The sequence below is a fragment of the Bradyrhizobium sp. USDA 4369 genome (assembly GCF_054056435.1).
The window spans coordinates 2,943,341-2,959,383 of sequence record NZ_JBSRYH010000001.1; the positions used below are offsets into that span (position 1 = coordinate 2,943,341).

The 16,043-nt window shown below is 65.1% G+C and carries 18 protein-coding genes and 1 pseudogene; all 19 read right to left on the bottom strand.

What is annotated here, in order from left to right:
* Positions 1-2 precede the first annotated feature (2 nt).
* The 19 genes and pseudogenes from trbL to ACVIJ6_RS13425 all read right to left on the bottom strand — a co-directional run bounded on the left by trbL (position 3) and on the right by ACVIJ6_RS13425 (position 15,956).
* Entirely contained in the window at positions 3-1,265 is a 1,263-nt protein-coding gene (gene trbL / locus ACVIJ6_RS13335) for a P-type conjugative transfer protein TrbL (protein WP_456773087.1), read from the bottom strand.
* A gap of 5 nt (positions 1,266-1,270) precedes the next feature.
* Complete coding sequence (gene trbK-alt / locus ACVIJ6_RS13340; RefSeq protein WP_168073758.1) at positions 1,271-1,585, bottom strand: putative entry exclusion protein TrbK-alt; 315 nt, start codon at positions 1,583-1,585, stop codon at positions 1,271-1,273.
* Positions 1,585-2,331, bottom strand: a complete 747-nt coding sequence (gene trbJ, locus ACVIJ6_RS13345; protein ID WP_168073756.1) for a P-type conjugative transfer protein TrbJ — start codon at positions 2,329-2,331, stop codon at positions 1,585-1,587. The genes trbK-alt and trbJ overlap by 1 nt, the downstream gene beginning before the upstream one ends.
* The gene (gene trbE / locus ACVIJ6_RS13350; protein ID WP_168073754.1) at positions 2,328-4,760 is read right to left on the bottom strand and encodes a conjugal transfer protein TrbE; all 2,433 of its coding nucleotides are present in this window, start codon (positions 4,758-4,760) and stop codon (positions 2,328-2,330) included. The genes trbJ and trbE overlap by 4 nt, the downstream gene beginning before the upstream one ends.
* Before the next feature lie 10 nt (positions 4,761-4,770).
* A complete protein-coding gene (locus ACVIJ6_RS13355; protein WP_168073753.1) occupies positions 4,771-5,040 on the bottom strand; it encodes a VirB3 family type IV secretion system protein in 270 nt (89 codons plus the stop codon).
* A complete protein-coding gene (locus ACVIJ6_RS13360; RefSeq protein ID WP_012047194.1) occupies positions 5,040-5,363 on the bottom strand; it encodes a TrbC/VirB2 family protein in 324 nt (107 codons plus the stop codon). Before ACVIJ6_RS13360 ends, ACVIJ6_RS13355 begins: the two co-directional genes overlap by 1 nt.
* Positions 5,363-6,281, bottom strand: a pseudogene (trbB, locus tag ACVIJ6_RS13365) (P-type conjugative transfer ATPase TrbB). Before trbB ends, ACVIJ6_RS13360 begins: the two are co-directional and overlap by 1 nt.
* A 187-nt stretch (positions 6,282-6,468) precedes the next feature.
* Positions 6,469-6,906, bottom strand: coding sequence for a ribbon-helix-helix domain-containing protein (locus ACVIJ6_RS13370; RefSeq protein WP_168073752.1), 438 nt, complete (start codon positions 6,904-6,906; stop codon positions 6,469-6,471).
* A gap of 2 nt (positions 6,907-6,908) precedes the next feature.
* Positions 6,909-8,891 carry a conjugal transfer protein TraG gene (locus ACVIJ6_RS13375; RefSeq protein ID WP_168073751.1) on the bottom strand — a complete coding sequence of 661 codons (1,983 nt, stop codon included), beginning with the start codon at positions 8,889-8,891 and terminating at the stop codon, positions 6,909-6,911.
* Positions 8,892-8,997: 106 nt separating this feature from the next.
* Positions 8,998-10,749 carry a relaxase/mobilization nuclease domain-containing protein gene (locus tag ACVIJ6_RS13380; RefSeq protein WP_168073750.1) on the bottom strand — a complete coding sequence of 584 codons (1,752 nt, stop codon included), beginning with the start codon at positions 10,747-10,749 and terminating at the stop codon, positions 8,998-9,000.
* A 247-nt stretch (positions 10,750-10,996) separates the two neighbouring features.
* On the bottom strand, positions 10,997-11,590 hold the full coding sequence (locus ACVIJ6_RS13385; protein WP_168073784.1) for a lytic transglycosylase domain-containing protein: 594 nt from the start codon (positions 11,588-11,590) through the stop codon (positions 10,997-10,999).
* Between the two features lie 227 nt (positions 11,591-11,817).
* Positions 11,818-12,330 (bottom strand): S26 family signal peptidase, encoded by a 513-nt coding sequence (locus tag ACVIJ6_RS13390; RefSeq protein WP_168073749.1) that lies wholly within the window; start codon positions 12,328-12,330, stop codon positions 11,818-11,820.
* Positions 12,327-12,830: a DUF2840 domain-containing protein gene (locus tag ACVIJ6_RS13395; RefSeq protein WP_175582061.1), complete on the bottom strand. Its 504-nt coding sequence runs from the start codon at positions 12,828-12,830 to the stop codon at positions 12,327-12,329. The genes ACVIJ6_RS13390 and ACVIJ6_RS13395 overlap by 4 nt, the downstream gene beginning before the upstream one ends.
* Entirely contained in the window at positions 12,830-13,084 is a 255-nt protein-coding gene (locus tag ACVIJ6_RS13400; RefSeq protein WP_012047186.1) for a ribbon-helix-helix protein, read from the bottom strand. The genes ACVIJ6_RS13395 and ACVIJ6_RS13400 overlap by 1 nt, the downstream gene beginning before the upstream one ends.
* Positions 13,081-13,719, bottom strand: coding sequence for a ParA family partition ATPase (parA, locus tag ACVIJ6_RS13405; RefSeq protein ID WP_168073747.1), 639 nt, complete (start codon positions 13,717-13,719; stop codon positions 13,081-13,083). Before parA ends, ACVIJ6_RS13400 begins: the two co-directional genes overlap by 4 nt.
* On the bottom strand, positions 13,716-14,771 hold the full coding sequence (locus tag ACVIJ6_RS13410; RefSeq protein WP_168073746.1) for a replication initiator protein A: 1,056 nt from the start codon (positions 14,769-14,771) through the stop codon (positions 13,716-13,718). Before ACVIJ6_RS13410 ends, parA begins: the two co-directional genes overlap by 4 nt.
* A gap of 8 nt (positions 14,772-14,779) precedes the next feature.
* Positions 14,780-15,064 carry a helix-turn-helix transcriptional regulator gene (locus ACVIJ6_RS13415; RefSeq protein ID WP_041751092.1) on the bottom strand — a complete coding sequence of 95 codons (285 nt, stop codon included), beginning with the start codon at positions 15,062-15,064 and terminating at the stop codon, positions 14,780-14,782.
* A 120-nt stretch (positions 15,065-15,184) separates the two neighbouring features.
* Entirely contained in the window at positions 15,185-15,742 is a 558-nt protein-coding gene (locus ACVIJ6_RS13420; protein ID WP_456773088.1) for a DUF2285 domain-containing protein, read from the bottom strand.
* A complete protein-coding gene (locus ACVIJ6_RS13425) occupies positions 15,645-15,956 on the bottom strand; it encodes a transcriptional regulator domain-containing protein (protein ID WP_244424244.1) in 312 nt (103 codons plus the stop codon). The genes ACVIJ6_RS13420 and ACVIJ6_RS13425 overlap by 98 nt, the downstream gene beginning before the upstream one ends.
* Positions 15,957-16,043: the final 87 nt, after the last annotated feature.

Genomic DNA, 16,043 nt, shown 5'->3' on the forward strand with positions numbered 1-16,043 from the left:
AGCTATTCCCCCTCGGAAAGATCGACCTGATGCCCGCCGCTTGCCCGATCACCGGAGCGGATTGCGTGGTCGGCGGCGGTGACGCCGCGGTTGATGGTCTGGCCGCGCTTCATGCGCTGGGCCCATGCTGGCGGGCTGTCCGACGCGGCGGACGCGCCGGCGGATGACGACGAGCGCGCGCCGCCGCTCATGACGGCACGCTCGCCAGAGGCGAAGCTTTCTTGAAGGCTGCTGGCGGCGCGGCGCAGTGGGCTCATGGCGACTGAGCCGGCAGCTTGGGCGACACCCGCTGCCCCACCCGCGCGATATGCGGCGCTGGCGCCGCCCGCGACCGCGGCTCCCGCGCGCGCCGTCCCGGCGATCGCGCCGCCGGCCGCGGCGACACCCCCGGCGGTCGCCGCAATGCCGGCCGCTCCGATCCCGGCCGCTCCCAATCCTGTCGCGACAGCCGCGCCGGCGCCGAGCTGCGGTCCGCCCGCGATCAGGCCATTGGCGATGCCTGGACCGAAGATCGTGAGGCCAAGGAGCGAGAGCGCTGCGAGGATCAGCGTCAGCGCGTCGGAAATGGTCGGCGAATTGTTGAAGCCGCTGGTGAATTGATTGAAGATCGTGGAGCCGATGCCGATGATGACGGCGAGCACGAGAATCTTGATCCCGCTGGACACCACGTTGCCCAGCACCCGTTCGGCGAGGAAGGCCGTGCGGCCAAAGAGCCCGAACGGCACGAGTACGAAACCGGCCAACGTCGTCAGCTTGAACTCGATCAAACTCACAAAGAGCTGGATCGCCATGACGAAGAAGCTGATGACGACGATCAGCCACGCGACCAGAAGAATGACGATCTGCACCAGATTGGCGAAGACGCTGGTGAAGCCCATCATACCGGAGATGGCGGTGAGGATCGGCTTGCCGGCATCGATCCCGACCTCGGCGATCTTGCCGGGCTGCAGGAGCTGCGCAGCGCTCATCGTGCCGCCACCGGCCTTGATCCCGAGGCCGGCGAAGCTGTTGTAGATGATCTGCGCGAGATTGTTGTAGTTGCCGATGATGAAGGCGAAGAGGCCGATATAGAGCGTCTTGCGGATCAGGCGCGCGAGCACGTCCTCGTCGGGCGCCATCGCCCAGAAGAGCCCCGCCAGCGTGATGTCGATGGCGATGAGGACGCTGGCGAGCCAGCGCACGTCACCTTGAACGAGGCCGAAGCCGGAATCGATATACTGGGTGAAGGTGCCCAGGAAATTGTCGATGACTCCCGTGCCGCCCATGATGCTTACCTGTCGGTGTTCTTGGCTGGAGCCGGAGTCGGGTTCTTCGGTCCGGAGGCCGGCGTATAGGTGAAGAAGCGGCGGCGGTTTTCAGCCCAGGCCGCCTCGCAGGCCGGATCGTCCTTGGCCTGGTCGGCGATGAGCTGACACCGCTTGAGCTCTTCGGCGAGCGAGTCGGGCGTGTGTTTCTCCATCGCACGCGGCTCGAGGCGTGGAGGCGATGTGTGGAAGTGCAGTGCCGCCGCGACGATCGCGATGGCGACAAGCAAAAAGCCGACAGCCCGGCCGACAGCAGGCAGATTGAGAAGCCGGGTTCGCATCAATGGAACATCTGCGCGGAGCCGGCTTGGTAACCAGCGCCGTAGTTGAGGAATGCCTGTGTCTGCGCTTGTGCCTGCGCCTGCGTCTCAAGGGTCCGCGCGGCATCGAGGCTCTGCGCGCGTGCGATCGACGCCATCAGCGCGGTCAGGTCCGCAAGCTGCGTGGTCTGAAGCGCCACGAGCTGATTGCCCGACTGTGCGGCCTGCAGCGCGCCGGTCGCCGACTGGCTGGAGGACACCAAAGCGTTGATCTGCGTCCGCGTGGTGTTGAGATTGCTCACAACGCCGGCTTGCACGCGCATCGTATCTTGGAACCCGGCGAGTGCGTTCTGCCAGCGACTCTTCGCATCCGTGAGAAGCTGCTGCGACGACGTCCCGCTGGGATAGGCCTGCGGATAGGTCTGCGTGAACGACTGGTCGATGCTTGAGACGCTGTAGGCGATGCGCTGCGCCTGCGCGAGGAGCTGCTGGGTCTGGGTGATCTGCTGCTGAAGCTGCGTGAGCGACGAGTACGGCAGGCTTGCGAGATTGCGCGCCTGATTGATCAGCGACGTCGCCTGGTTCTCCAGCATCTGGATTTCATTGTTGACCTGCTGAAGCTCACGCGCGGCGGTCAGGATGTTCTGCGCATAATTGGTCGGATCGAACACGATCCATTGCGCACGCGCCGGTCCGCTGGCGAAGGCCGTAATGGTGAAAGCGGCGGCGCCTGCGATGAGCAAGGCGCGCAAGCGGTGACGGATCATGACGTGGTCTCCTGGTTGTGGGTGAGCATGTCCGCTGCCCAGTCGAGATCCTTTCGACGCAGCCAGGCGGCGGTGAAGCCGCCGCGGCCGTGTTCCGCGAGCAGCTCTTCGATGGCGGTCTGATCGGATTTCGCCGAGGCGGCGGTGAAGGCGAGCGCGACTTCGGACAGCCCGAGTTCGAATAGGCGATTGCCGCGCCGCGACTGGCAGTAATATTCGCGCTTCGGCGTCGCGCGGCTCAGAATCTCAATTTGGCGATCGTTGAGACCGAAGCGCTGGTAGATCGCCGCGATCTGCGGCTCGAGCGCGCGCTCGTTGGGAAGCAGGATGCGGGTCGGGCAGCTCTCGATGATGGCTGGTGCGATCGCACTGCCGTCGATGTCGGCAAGCGACTGCGTGGCAAAGATGACGCTGGCATTTTTTTTCCGAAGCGTCTTCAGCCACTCTCTCAATTGCCCGGCGAAGCCGGGATCGTCGAGGGCGAGCCAACCCTCGTCGACGATGAGCAAGGTGGGTCGGCCGTCGAAGCGATCTTCGATGCGATGGAAGAGATAGGATAGGACGGCTGGAGCCGCGCCCGCGCCGATCAACCCTTCGGTTTCGAAAGCCTGGACTTCGGCTTCGCCGAGCCGCTCCGTTTCCGCGTCGAGCAGTCGTCCCCAGGGGCCTGCCACGGTGTAGGGCTGGATCGCCTGTTTCAGGGCATTTGATTGCAGGAGCACCGAGAGCCCGGTGATGGTGCGCTCCTGGATAGGCGCGGACGCAAGCGAAGTCAGCGCTGACCATAGGTGTTCCTTCAGTTCCGGAGTGACGGTGACGGACTCGCGACCGAGGAGCGCCGCGACCCATTCGGCGGCCCACGCGCGCTCTCCGGGATCATCGACCCGCGCGAGCGGTTGGAGCGCGACGGGCTCGGCGGCGCTGTCGGAGAGCGCTCCGCCGAGATCGTGCCAATCGCCGCCCATCGCGAGCGCCGCCGCCCGGATGCTGCCGCCGAAGTCGAAGGCGAAGACCTGTGCACCGGCATAGCGCCGGAACTGCAAGGCCATCAACGCGAGCAGCACACTCTTGCCGGCGCCCGTCGGGCCGACGATCAAGGTGTGGCCGACATCCCCGACATGTAGGCTGAGGCGGAACGGGGTCGATCCCTCGGTCTTGGCGAAGAGAAGCGGCGGCGCCTGGAAGTGCTCGTCCCGTTCCGGCCCGGCCCAAACCGCCGAAAACGGCATTATGTGCGCGAGGTTGAGCGTGGAGATCGGCGGCTGCCGGACATTGGCGTAGACATGCCCTGGGAGAGACCCAAGCCAGGCTTCGATCGCGTTGACGCCTTCGCGCATGCAGGTGAAGTCGCGGCCCTGAATGGCCTTCTCGACCAGGCGAAGGCGCTCGTCCGCGATCCGCGGATCATCGTCCCAGACGGTAACAGTGGCGGTGACGTAGGCCTCGCCGACGAGGTCGGTGCCAAGTTCTTGCAGAGCGGCGTCGGCATCGAGCGCCTTGTTGGCGGCGTCGGAGTCCATCAGCACCGACGCCTCGTTGGTCATCACCTCCTTGAGGATCGCCATGATGCTCTTGCGCTTGGCGAACCACTGACGGCGGATCTTGCCGAGGAGCTTGGCCGCGTCGGTCTTGTCGAGGCAGATGGCGCGTGTCGCCCAGCGATAGGAAAACGCCAGGCGATTGAGGTCGTCGAGCAGGCCCGGCCAGGTCTGTGATGGAAAGCCCATGATGGTGAGCGTGCGCAGATGTGCGCGGCCGAGCCGTGGTTCGAGGCCACCCGTCAGGTCCTCGTCCACCAGGATGGCGTCGAGGTACATCGGCGTTTCCGGCACGCGCACGCGCTGGCGCCGCGTCGAGATGCAGGAATGCAGGTAGGTCAGGGTCTCGGCGTCATCGAGCCAATCCGATTCCGGCATGAAGCCTTCGAGCAGCGCGAGCACGCGATCGGTGCGGTCGACGAAGCCTTCGAGCGTGGCACGCCAGTCGGCGGCGCCCTGGGCGCGGTTCTCATAGAGCCAAGCTTCCGCGCGGGCCGCGTCATCGGCGGGCGGCAGCCAGAGCAGTGTCAGGAAGTAGCCGCTCTCGAAATGCGCGCCTTCTTCTTCGAATTGGGCTCGACGCTCGGCATCGACCAGCGCCGAAACGGGATCCGGAAATTGAGTTGACGGATACCTGTGCGCCGGCACACGCTGGGCCTCAATGAACACGGCCCAGCCGGAACCAAGGCGACGCAACGCGTTATTGAGACGCGACGTGATGGCCACCAGCTCGGCAGGCGTGGAAGAATCTAAGTCTGGACCGCGAAAGCGTGCGGTGCGCTGGAAGGAGCCATCCTTGTTGAGAACAACGCCCTTGGCGACGAGCGCCGCCCACGGCAGGAAGTCGGCGAGGCTCTGGTTATGGCGACGATACTCGGCAAGGTTCATCATTGGGCGAACCTCACGAGACCATGTGCTGCGGATAACGCAGATGCCGACGCACGACGTCGACGAAGGCGGCGTCACGCTTCGCCGCCCAAACGGCGGCGATGTGACCGACAAGCCAGATGAGGCCGCCGACGATCCAGAGCCGAAGACCGAGCCCGATCGCGGCAGCAAGCGTGCCGTTCACGATCGCCACGGCGCGCGGCGCGCCGCCCAAGAGGATCGGCTCGGTCAACGCTCGGTGAACGGGCGCATAGAAGCCGGCGATGACGCCATCTTGCTCCATCACACCGTCACCCCGCCGCCGAACTGGAAGAAGGTCAGGAAGAAGCTCGACGCTGCGAAGGCGATGCTGAGGCCGAAGACGATCTGAATGAGGCGACGGAAGCCGCCGCTGGTCTCGCCGAAGGCGAGCGTCAGACCGGTGACGATAATGATGATCACCGACACGACCTTGGCCACGGGCCCTTGGATGCTCTCCAGGATCTGGTTGAGCGGCTGCTCCCACGGCATGTTCGATCCGGCCGCATAGGCCGGCGCGGTCGCGAGGGCGACGAAGACGAAGGCGGTTGCCGTGGCGAACGCACGGCGGGCATCCTTGATTAACATCACGGTTCTCCTGCGGGGGTGAGGACGTAGTCGCCGGCGGGCGAGAGGCCCTTCACCGCGGCGAGCTCGGCGAGCCGGCGCGCGGAGCCGCGGCCGGCGAGGACCGCGATGAGGTCGATCGTCTCGGCGATGAGCGCGCGCGGAACGGTGACCACGGCTTCCTGGATGAGCTGTTCGAGCCGGCGCAGTGCGCCGATGGCGGAGCCTGCGTGCAGCGTGCCCACGCCCCCGGGGTGTCCCGTGCCCCAGGCTTTCAGAAGATCGAGCGCCTCTGCCCCGCGAACCTCGCCGATCGGGATGCGGTCGGGGCCGCAGGCGCAGCGACGAGCGGACCAGATCAGACAGCGACGCAGCCCCGTCCTTGGTGCGCAGCGCCACGAGGTTCGGCGCGGCGCATTGCAACTCGCGCGTATCCTCGATGAGCACGATGCGGTCGCCGGTCTTGGCGACTTCTGCGAGGATCGCGTTGACCAGCGTCGTCTTGCCGGTGCTCGTCCCGCCGGCGACCAGCACGTTCTTTCGGTCGCGCACGGCCGCGCGGAGCAGCTCGGCCTGGTCGGCCGACATGATGCCGGCCTCGACGTAGTCGCCGAGCGTGTAAACGGCGACGGCCGGCCGCCGGATGGCAAAGCACGGCGCAGCCACCACGGGCGGCACCAGGCCCTCGAACCGCTCCCCGCTTTCCGGCAATTCCGCCGAGACGCGCGGGCTGCCGGCATGCACTTCGACCCCGACATGGTGCGCGACCAGGCGCACGATGCGCTCGGCGTCCGCGGGCGTGACGCGACAGCCGGTGTCTTCAAGACCGCCTGACAGCCGATCGATCCAGAGGCGACCGTCAGGGTTGAGCATCACCTCGACGATGCTGGGATCTTCGAGATAGCCGGAGATCGCCGGACCAAGCGCCGTGCGCAGCATGCGCGCGCCTCGGGCGAATACTTCAGATCGGAGGGAGATCGTCGTCACAAGAGCCCCGCAAATTAGCCTCCTGTGGAGGCGCAGATGTCAGCGGGGTTGAGTAGAAAGAGCCGGAACTGGGACTCCGCAACAACAACAAGGAGGCGGGAGGGCTCTGGGATAGAATGACAAGCGAGAAGGACGATCGCTATTCTGACTGCGTGTCTGCTGAACCCTCCTTTTGCGCTGGCACGTCGCGAATCACCTCGTCAGCTAGTTTGTGACCGCGCGCGAGACGACGGCCGAGCGCTTCGATGTAACCTTCGTAGCGCTCTCGTCCTTTTGTTTGCGCGGCGGCAAGCGCCGTGTCAGGCAGCGGCGGCGTGCTGGTCAGCCAAAACCGGACGAACACCGCGAGCGCTTCATTCGAGATCGTGACGTGGCGCTCGATGCGCTCCATGTCGCGGACCATACGGTCCAGGCGTCGCGCGAGCGCCGCTTCGAGTCGGTCCGCGGCATCGGGCGAAAGATAAGAGGCGAGCGCTGCCTCGACGATCAACGCCTGCGGCACGCGCTTGCGGGCGGCGTAATCGGCGAGCCTTGTAGCCAGGTCGGGTGGAAGCCGAAAGGTGTGCTTCGTGCGCACGGCTACATCTGCATGTCATCGTCCGCGTCGAGCGAGATTTGTCGCGCGCTGCCGAAATTGCGCTGCATGATCCGCTGGCGCTGGGCGTCGTCGTCTGGCTCGTCCTCGACGGGCTCGAATTCCTGCACCGGCTTTCGTGGCTCGGGAACAATCTCCTCGTGGTCCGGAAGTTCGGGTTCGCGTCGGATTCCCGCATTGTCCGGATCGTCCGTCTCTGCGGCGGTTGGCGCTGACGCGATCGCGCCGCTCCAGGTATTCACCTGGGACGTGTTGGGGGCTGGCGGTTGAAGAACAGCGTTTCCGCCCGATGATCTGGGCGGCGGAAGAATCCGCCCGGCGAGCTCGGGGTCTTCGTAATACCGAGCTTTCTTCGCCCGGACGGGCGCACTCCCCGATATCATGACGATCTCGTCGTCGGGCGGGAGTTGCATGATCTCGCCGGGAGTTAACAGCGGCCGCGCGGTTTCTTGCCGGGAGATCATCAGATGTCCAAGCCACGGACTGAGTCGGCTGCCGGCATAGTTTTTCATCGCTCGGATTTCGGTGGCCGTGCCAAGTGCATCCGACACGCGTTTCGCTGTGCGTTCGTCGTTGCTGGCGAACGAGACGCGCACGTGGCAATTGTCCAGGATGGAATTGTTCTGACCGTACGCCTTCTCGATCTGGTTCAGCGACTGCGCGATCAGGAAGGATTTCAATCCATAGCCCGCCATGAACGCCAATGCCGACTCGAAGAAGTCGAGCCTGCCGAGCGCGGGAAACTCATCGAGCATCAGCAGCAGGCGATGTCGCCGCCGCTTGTTCTCTAGCTCTTCGGTTAGCCGTCTTCCGATCTGGTTGAGGATGAGGCGCACGAGCGGTTTCGTGCGGCTGATGTCCGAGGGTGGCACGACGAGATAGAGCGTCACAGGATGCTCAGCCTCGACCAGGTGGCGGATGCGCCAGTCGCAGCGTTGTGTGACCGCCGCGACCACCGGATCTCGATAGAGGCCCAGGAAGGACATCGCGGTCGACAGTACGCCGCTGCGTTCGTTCTCGCTCTTGTTCAACAGCTCTCGCGCGGCGCTGGCGACGACGGGATGGACTCCCTTCTCGCCGAGATGCGGCGTGGTCATCATCGCCCGAAGCGTCTTCTCGATTGGTCGCTTCGGATCGGAGAGGAAATTGGCGACGCCGGCGAGCGTCTTGTCGGGTTCGGCGTAAAGGACATGCAGGATCGTGCCGACCAGAAGCGAGTGGCTGGTCTTCTCCCAATGGTTCCTGCGTTCGAGCGCCCCTTCGGGATCAACCAGCACGTCGGCGATGTTCTGGACGTCTCTGACTTCATACTCGCCGCGCCGGACCTCGAGCAAAGGATTGTAAGCGCTGCTTTGCGGATTGGTCGGATCGAACAGGACCACGCGGCCGAACCGCGCACGCCAGCCGGCGGTGAGCGTCCAGTTCTCCCCCTTGATGTCATGGACGATGCAGCTTCCCGGCCAGGTCAGCAGCGTCGGAACAACAAGACCGACGCCCTTGCCGCTTCGGGTCGGTGCGAAACACAGCACATGCTCGGGTCCATGATGACGGAGGTAGGCTCCGTGCCAGCGGCCGAGCAACACGCCGTCTGGGTGAAGAAGGCCGGCTGCGCGGATCTCGCGTTCCTCGGCCCAGCGAGCCGAACCGTAGGTCGTGGCGCGCTTTACCTCGCGCGCACGCCAGACCGACATGGCGACAGCGACGACGAAGGCAGCGACCCCGCCTGCGCCAGCGATGAAGCCGCCGGTGACGAAAATGTCGTGTGCGTAAGCGTCGAAAGAGAACCACCACCAGAAGAAGGCCGCCGGGAAATAGACCGGCCATCCGAAGAGCGAGAACCAGGGGCTGCCGAGCTGCGGCTGGAAGGCAAGCTGCCACGCCGTCCATTGCGTCGCGGCCCAGACGAAGCCGAGTGTGGTCGAGCACACAACGAAGACTTGCAGCCAGAGTATTTTGGTCGGGTTCATGGCGCCACACCAGCGCTTCCGCGATCGCTTCCTGCAAGCACGAACCGTATGGGATCAAAGGGCCGGACACGCTGGGTCAGAAATCGGATGCACCGCAGGCGCGCCTTCACAGGCCCAGTCCCCGTTTCCGTCCCGGGTCCCAGTCGACTCGTCCGCCCGGCGCCATGACGCCGCGGACTTCGCGGCCGAGGTTCTTTTCCAAAGCCGGACGCCACGGCACGAGTTGGAATCCCAACCCATCATCGATCATGGCGAAGCGCCCCGACGCGAGTGTCACCCGTTCGCGATAAACGCCAGCGACACGCTCGCCTTCAGCGGCCGGGTGGTACGCCAGACCCGTGTCGGCTGATAATCTGGCCGTGGCCTCCTCAAGCTCGCGCCGCTGGAGTGTCGAAAGGAGATCGCGGGCGAAGATCACGCGCTGGCCCTGTCGTCTGGCCAGGCCTTCCTCGACCAGGTAATCAGCGCGGGCATCCATCGCGTCGCGGACTTCGGCGCCGAAGCCGCTGCCGCTGAGCGGTGGGTCTTTCGCAAGAAGCTGACGATCGAGCCAGGTCGCTCCCGATGCCCCGACCTGATCAGAAATGGACAGATCCGACCTGGTCGCGAGCGATAGCCGTCGTCGTCCATCGGGATCGTCATAAGCGCGCACCTCGACGATCGCGCCGGGCGTGGCATCGCCGGTGAATTCGAGGTCTGCAAACCTCAAATGGTGGGTATGGCCATCGACGCCGGCGACGATGACGTAGGCCGTGCCCTTGAGCTCATCATCGAGACCACGCTGGACGAGTCGGCCCAGCACCGGATGGGAAGGCTCGTCGCCATGCAGCGCGAAGCGGCTGACGTCCGGTTCTGATCCGCTTCGGCTCATGGCTTGGTGCATCGTCTTGATGATGTCGCCGCGGATACCGAGCTGGCGCAGCGTTCCGTCGAGGCCGGGCTTGAGGGTCCAGCAGGCCGGGCCAACCGGATCGGCCAAGCCGAGACGTTCGAGCTTGGCCGCCCGTCCGAGCAACAGTCGACGCAGCTCCGGATCCTCGGCGTTCGGACCAGGCCGAAGATCTGCGACGCCGCCGCATTCGTCCGAAATGTCGCGCAGCGCCCGATCGAGACTTGTCCAGCGCTCGGCCTCCACCTCGCGTTGAAGCGCGCTGTGGATTTGCGGTTCAGTGCGCGGACCAAGTTCGAGCGTGATCCGCTCGGCGGCCCGGTCGCGGATTCCTCGGCTGATATAGTCGCGGCTGATCACCAGATCCTGGCCGTCATCGGCGCGGCCGCGGATCAGGAGGTGGACATGGGGATTGTCGGTGTTCCAGTGATCGACGGCGACCCAGTCGAGCTGGGTGCCGAGGTCCCTTTCCATGTCGGCGACCAGCTCGCGCGTGAACGTCTTGAGGTCGCCGATCTCGGCCGCATCCTCTGGAGAGACGATGAAGCGGAAATGGTGGCGATCGTCCTTGCAGCGCTCGGCGAACGCACGCTCGTCGGCTTCGTCTCCGGCCGCATCGAACATCCGCGCCGGCTGACCGTCTTTGGTGACGCCTTCGCGTTTGAGATAGGCGATGTGCTTCGGCAAAGGCGCCGAGCGGAATCGGGGACCCTGGTGGCGGACGACGCGCGCCTTGGTGACGACGCGCCGGGCATTCGAGCGCAGCCGGATCGAGACCGCGGCGCGCCGGCCACGACCGAAGCGGGAGCGGCTCCGCCCCTGGCCGGAGCGGAAGCTGTTCCCGACATGCCCGGCCTTCTTCGCGGCCCGCATCACCTCGCCGACGAATGTCTGCGGACGTTTGCCGCCGCGGTTGCCATGCTGGATGCGGCCGGGCCGGATGCGCAGGTCGTCGTCGCGCGTCGTCATCGGGCCGAATCCGGGTGTTCAGGCGTGCGACGGCGGTGCAGACATTGATTTGCTTGGACAAATCGAGGTGAGCGCCAGCAGGGGTAGTCGGTGATATCGGTAAATTGTCCAATACAACTAACCACATAAGCCGCGCCGAAGGCCGGCCTTTTCCCTTGCCGTCCCTGGTTGTGGTTCCTCTGCCGACCTTCCGACCCTCGCAACTGTCGGAGTACGCAGTTCAATGCACCTGCCAAACTGACACCGCTCATGGGGTTCGTCGATCAGACGACAGCACGACGAAGAGCCCGTCAGCTTGCGGTGCGAGTCCTGTCCAATCCTGCGGCGAACGGACGCTCGGCGCGTTGGACGACTGCGGCCCGCCGGTCTTCGTTGTGTCGTCCGATGCGGTGGACGGCTGTTTTGGAAACAACGATGCCTCGGTCCATGATCGGACGACGGACGCGAGCAATGTCGTGTCGTCGGTCGCGCTGCCACCGACAATGGGCGCGAGCCTGGTCAGGTAAGCGCGCGTTTCCGCCGGCAACGGGCGGCCGGTGGCGAGATGATCTTCCCAGCGCGCTGGACCGGCGTTGTAGGCCGCGAGGAAGCCGGGAATTCCATAGCGGTCGTGCAGTTCGCGCAGATAGCCGGCACCGGCGATGATGTTGTCATGGACGTCGTAGGGATCAGCGCCGAGATGGTAGCGTTGTCGCAGTGTCACCCAGGTTTGCGGCATGATCTGCATCAAGCCCATCGCCCCTTTCGGCGATATCGCGTGCACGTCGCCAAAGCTCTCGGCGCGCATCACGGCCCGTATCCAAGTTGTCGGAATACCGAAGCGCTGCGAGGCCTCGGCCACGAACGCTGCAAAGCGTGTGGCATCTGCAACGCGCGCGATATGACGGATGGGCGTCGATTGGGCGCGCACCGGCCCGCCAGCCGCGATCACCGTGGCAGACAGACATGCGCTGATCAGCGCGATGCGAAGATGCGATGGCTGTCCGGATCGGCAGGCCGGAAAGGAGAAGGGGGATCGACCGTGCGCCGACGAAGCTCGGCCGCGGGACGGCTGGAGGTGAAGCACGGTCAGTCCTCCTCCCGCGTCCATATCGGGTCGGCGCGGCCGGCGATCGTCGTGCGGGAAAGCAGCCCGAAATAACGGCCGTCGAGCGAGTCTGCGGATTGCCAGTTCATGAGGAAGACCTGGCCGTCGGGAATGAGCTGGCAGCCTTGCCAGACGGGCAGCGGTCGATCGTGCGTGTCGCGATCGAGCGCATCGCCCATCGCTATGCCGTCGACGGTGATGGTGCGCTGGCGGCGGCATACCGTCTGGCCTGGAAGCGCGAGCACACGCTTCAGCATGGGCACGCCCTTGGGCAAATAACGGCGGTCGGAGAGGAATTGGGCCAGGGCGTCCGGTGGACGCACGACGACAAGTTGGGTGACGTGGAGCGCGCCGACAGAGTGGATGGCGTAGAGGCCTATCGGCACGCTGTCGCTGGCGTTCCAAATGAATTTGGGAGAGACAGGGAAGATCGCGCTGCAGGCGGAAACGAGCAGCACCAGATACGTCGTCATGACGTAGCCGAACCGCGTCACTTGAGCACCCGGTCGCGCAAGAGCCACGCGCGATGCTGGTCGCGGCTGTAGGGGCGAGGCTCGTATCCTGCCCCGAGACGATTGTGCACGTGCCTCCAGTAGTCCGGCGCGACGGCTGCAGGATCAATGCCGAGCGTCTCGACCGCGTCGATCGTGGCGAGGACGCGCTCGACTTTGGGCCAGCCGCTGATCCGCAGGAGGATCTCGCCGCCGGGACGGACGAAAGGCAGCGTCTGATAGGCCTCGCCTGGCGCGATCGCGCGCAAGATGTCGATGCGTGAAACGATCGTGCCGTAATCGTTGGAAGCCCAGCGAACGAAGCCCAAGATCGTGTGCGGCGCAAAGGTGAGGACACGTCGGCGACGATCGATGATCGTTTCGCCCGTGTCGTGACCGAATCTGATCCAGTGCTCGATGCGTTTCTCGAGCCACGTCAGTTCGACAGCCGTCAGCGTGTCAGGCGAACCGGCTCGCGCGTGTGCAAAGGCGGGATTGGTCATCATGTTTGTTCTCCATCGGTGTTGGGGAATTCGCGCGTGAGGAGCGCCCGCAGCATGTCGGCGACCGTCTGGCCGCGTTGGAAGGCCGCGATTTTGATGCGGCCGCGGAGCGCGGGCGTGATGTCCACGGTGAGGCGCGCCGTGTAGGGATCGCTCTCCGGCGTCGCACCGGCGCTGCGATCGGGCGCCTTGATCCAGGCGTCCGCATCGCGTGGTCGGGATGCGAAGCCGCCGTTCGAACGCCGCGCCGTCATGGTGCGAGCCTTTCGGTCTCGACAGCGAGGGAGGCGATCTCGCGGGCAGCGGCGCTCGTCGCGCTTTGCTCGAAGGCGAGCTGACCGGTGCGCGCGGCGTCCGCGAAAACCACACGCTGGCTGATGCGCGTGGCGAGCGCCGGCGGATCGTGGTCAGCGAGACTCTGCGCCGTGTCGCGGGTGATGACGGTGCGCGCGGCACAGCGGTTGAGCACGAAGCGTGCGACAAGGGCAGGACGGAAGATGCGAGCTTCGGCGATCAAGGCCAGCATCTCGGCGGACGCCCAGCCATCGAGCGGCGATGGCTGGGCCGGTACAAGAACGGCGTCGGCCGCGAGCAACGCCGAGCGCAGCAAGGCGGCGATGCGAGGCGGGCCGTCTATGACAATATGGTCCGCATCGCGGGCAAGCTCGGGAGCTTCACGGTGGAGCGTATCGCGGGCGAGACCGACCACGCCGAACAAACGTGCGTGGTGGCGCCGGGCGCGCTGCTCGGACCAGTCGAGAGCCGATCCTTGGGGATCGGCGTCGATGAGGGTCACGCGCTTTCCGTGACGGGCCCAGTGTCCTGCGAGGTGCAAGGCGAGTGTCGTCTTGCCGACGCCGCCCTTTTGATTGAGCAGCGCGACGATCACGGCGCGTCACCATCGGTTTTCCACCCTGCGGGCCGATGGGAAACAACAGAATCGTTAGATTCTTGTTTGTTAGATTCTAAGTTAGGGGCGTCGTAAGCAGCGGATTTTCTGTTTGAAAATGCGCCTTCCGGTTCCTGATGGCACGGGCGCGCGGTTCCCGATGGCACGGGAACGGTGGTTCCTGATGGCACGACCGCTTCCACAGGCTGTCCACAGGCTGCTGTGGACAAACGAGCCGGAAGGAAAACGAGCAGTTCATGTCCGCCGCTGTCGCGCTCGACATCGAGCCGATAGCCCGGAAGCGGCTGGCGGCGCGCGATGTCGCGCAATTCGAAGGCAAAGCGTTTGAACGGCGAAAGGCTTGCGGACTTGTCGTAGAGATGACGAAAGGCGAACCGCCAACCTGCACGCTGGCGACCGGCATGCTTGCGCACGATGCGATAAAGCCAGCGCTCCAGGCCGCCGGTCAGCCTGAAGTAGTCGCGGTCAATCGTGAGCACCAAGGCTTCGTCGAGAACAGCTTTGTAGAACCAGTCCGGTACGATGAGATCGATGCCGTCGGCGCGCCCATGCGCATCCGCGCGCTCCGTCCATTCGTTGATCCACGAGAAGCGGTGCGCGCGGCGTTCGTTGGTCTGGCGCAGCGTCGTGGCGACGGTCGTCGATTGAAGGCGGTCGAGGGCCGCTTTCAGCCTGTGATAGTCGCGTGCGCTGTCACCGCGACCGATGAACGACAGAATCTCATAGGGTGTTGCCGCCATCAGGCGTGAGGTGCGCAGGCCGCTGTCGCGTGCCTGGACGATCTGGGAGGCGGCCCAGATCAGGATATCGGCGTCCCAGATGGTCGCCATGCCGTGCTCCGGCACGGCCTCGACGCGGATGGCAATCTCGCCGCTCCGGTAGTCGATCGGCGTGATGCGATGGGTCTTGGCGAGCGAGAAGAAAGGATAGGCCATGAGGTCCTGGGCGTCGCGCGGCGCAAGATCGCCTGGCAGCGCCCGAAACAGTTCGAGCTGCTCGCGTTCGGAGCGTGAGCGGTGGCGCGCCGACATGGCGGTGATCAGCGGCGCGGATGACGCGCCTGCTCGAGCTCGGCAGGCGAATGGCGGCGCGCGGGCAGGACGACGGCTTTGCCAGGGTCGGACGTCGACGCCTTGGCGGCTGCGTCGACCCACTCCTGCAGGTCTTCGACGCGGTAGACGACACGTCCGCCAAGTTTCGAATAGCGCGGGCCAGTGCCGTAGATGCGGTGCTTTTCAAGCGTGCGGATGGAAAGACCAACGAAGCGTGCCGCTTCGGGCGTACGCAGGTAGCGTTGCGGCACGCCTGCGAGAGTGGTGGACATGGGATACCTCGGTGATCGTTGGGGCGGCCGTCGGAGGACGGCGGCTACTAGCGATCACGGTGGCGGAGGGGTCTCGGCCAAAATAGTGCGATGTCGGCAGGCAGTGAGATCGCACCGGTCTCAGATGCGGCGCCGGTAAGGATAGAGAACAAGCTGCCGGTAGCCGCCCTTCATCATCTTGAAACCGAGCCGCACGAGACGGCCGGTCTGATCCCGCAGTTCGTGCGAAATCCAGTCACGTTTGGTGACAGGGGCGGTTTCGAAGAGTCCAGCCGCGATGTCCGGATATGTCGTTCCGAGCAGGCGTGCATCGAGCGCGCGCAGCGCAAGGATGAAGCGCTTGCGGCGCTCTTGAGTAAGGGCGCCGGCATCCGGTGGCGTTCGACGCCCGCCGAGGCCATGCCAAAGGCGTAACGCGGTCGCGACGCGGATTTCGAAAAGCCGGTCGAGCGGTAGGAGCACAGCGTATGGACCATCCGTGTGGAGGAATTCAACACGGACCGGCGTGCCGGCGAGCGTTAGAGCCCGTGCGGCGGCCGCTCTCGCAAGTGCGCTGAGAAGTCTCGGCGGCAAGCCGAGTTCAGGATTGACGAGTTCGTCGGGCGCATCTGTGATGGTGACGACGCGAGGGAGCGCTTTGGCTGTCCATTGAGCGGCCGTTGCGGGGAGGTCGGGCAATTCGGGGGCGAAATCGCACCCCCCAGCGTTCGGCGAACGCAGCCGTCTCGGCATCCAAGGGATTGATAGCGCGGCCACGGCTCCGGTGTGCAAGCCGCCTATGGTCTTCCTGAAATTCGGAGTTCCGGCGCAAGAATTCAAATGCGAAGGCCGGCGCGTCGAGCAACCGCAGTTCCTGGTACGCGTCCGCCGATCGCCAATCGGCAGCACTCATTGTGATGTCTCCTCCAGCGTCCGCTCATGCGCGGATGTGGATAGGAGAATGCACGTTCAGGTGGTGTTCTGAAACCAACAGCAACAG

Coding starts and splice junctions, on each gene's coding strand:
- ACVIJ6_RS13355 (WP_168073753.1), bottom strand. CDS start 5,040: ATGGAGCAAGATGGCGTCATCGCCGGCTTCTATGCGCCCGTTCACCGA.
- ACVIJ6_RS13375 (WP_168073751.1), bottom strand. CDS start 8,891: ATGAACCCGACCAAAATACTCTGGCTGCAAGTCTTCGTTGTGTGCTCG.
- ACVIJ6_RS13395 (WP_175582061.1), bottom strand. CDS start 12,830: ATGACCAATCCCGCCTTTGCACACGCGCGAGCCGGTTCGCCTGACACG.
- trbE (WP_168073754.1), bottom strand. CDS start 4,760: ATGATGAACCTTGCCGAGTATCGTCGCCATAACCAGAGCCTCGCCGAC.
- trbK-alt (WP_168073758.1), bottom strand. CDS start 1,585: ATGCGAACCCGGCTTCTCAATCTGCCTGCTGTCGGCCGGGCTGTCGGC.
- trbL (WP_456773087.1), bottom strand. CDS start 1,265: ATGGGCGGCACGGGAGTCATCGACAATTTCCTGGGCACCTTCACCCAG.
- ACVIJ6_RS13380 (WP_168073750.1), bottom strand. CDS start 10,749: ATGACGACGCGCGACGACGACCTGCGCATCCGGCCCGGCCGCATCCAG.
- ACVIJ6_RS13400 (WP_012047186.1), bottom strand. CDS start 13,084: ATGACGGCGCGGCGTTCGAACGGCGGCTTCGCATCCCGACCACGCGAT.
- trbJ (WP_168073756.1), bottom strand. CDS start 2,331: ATGATCCGTCACCGCTTGCGCGCCTTGCTCATCGCAGGCGCCGCCGCT.
- ACVIJ6_RS13425 (WP_244424244.1), bottom strand. CDS start 15,956: ATGAGTGCTGCCGATTGGCGATCGGCGGACGCGTACCAGGAACTGCGG.
- ACVIJ6_RS13410 (WP_168073746.1), bottom strand. CDS start 14,771: ATGTCGGCGCGCCACCGCTCACGCTCCGAACGCGAGCAGCTCGAACTG.
- ACVIJ6_RS13415 (WP_041751092.1), bottom strand. CDS start 15,064: ATGTCCACCACTCTCGCAGGCGTGCCGCAACGCTACCTGCGTACGCCC.
- ACVIJ6_RS13360 (WP_012047194.1), bottom strand. CDS start 5,363: ATGTTAATCAAGGATGCCCGCCGTGCGTTCGCCACGGCAACCGCCTTC.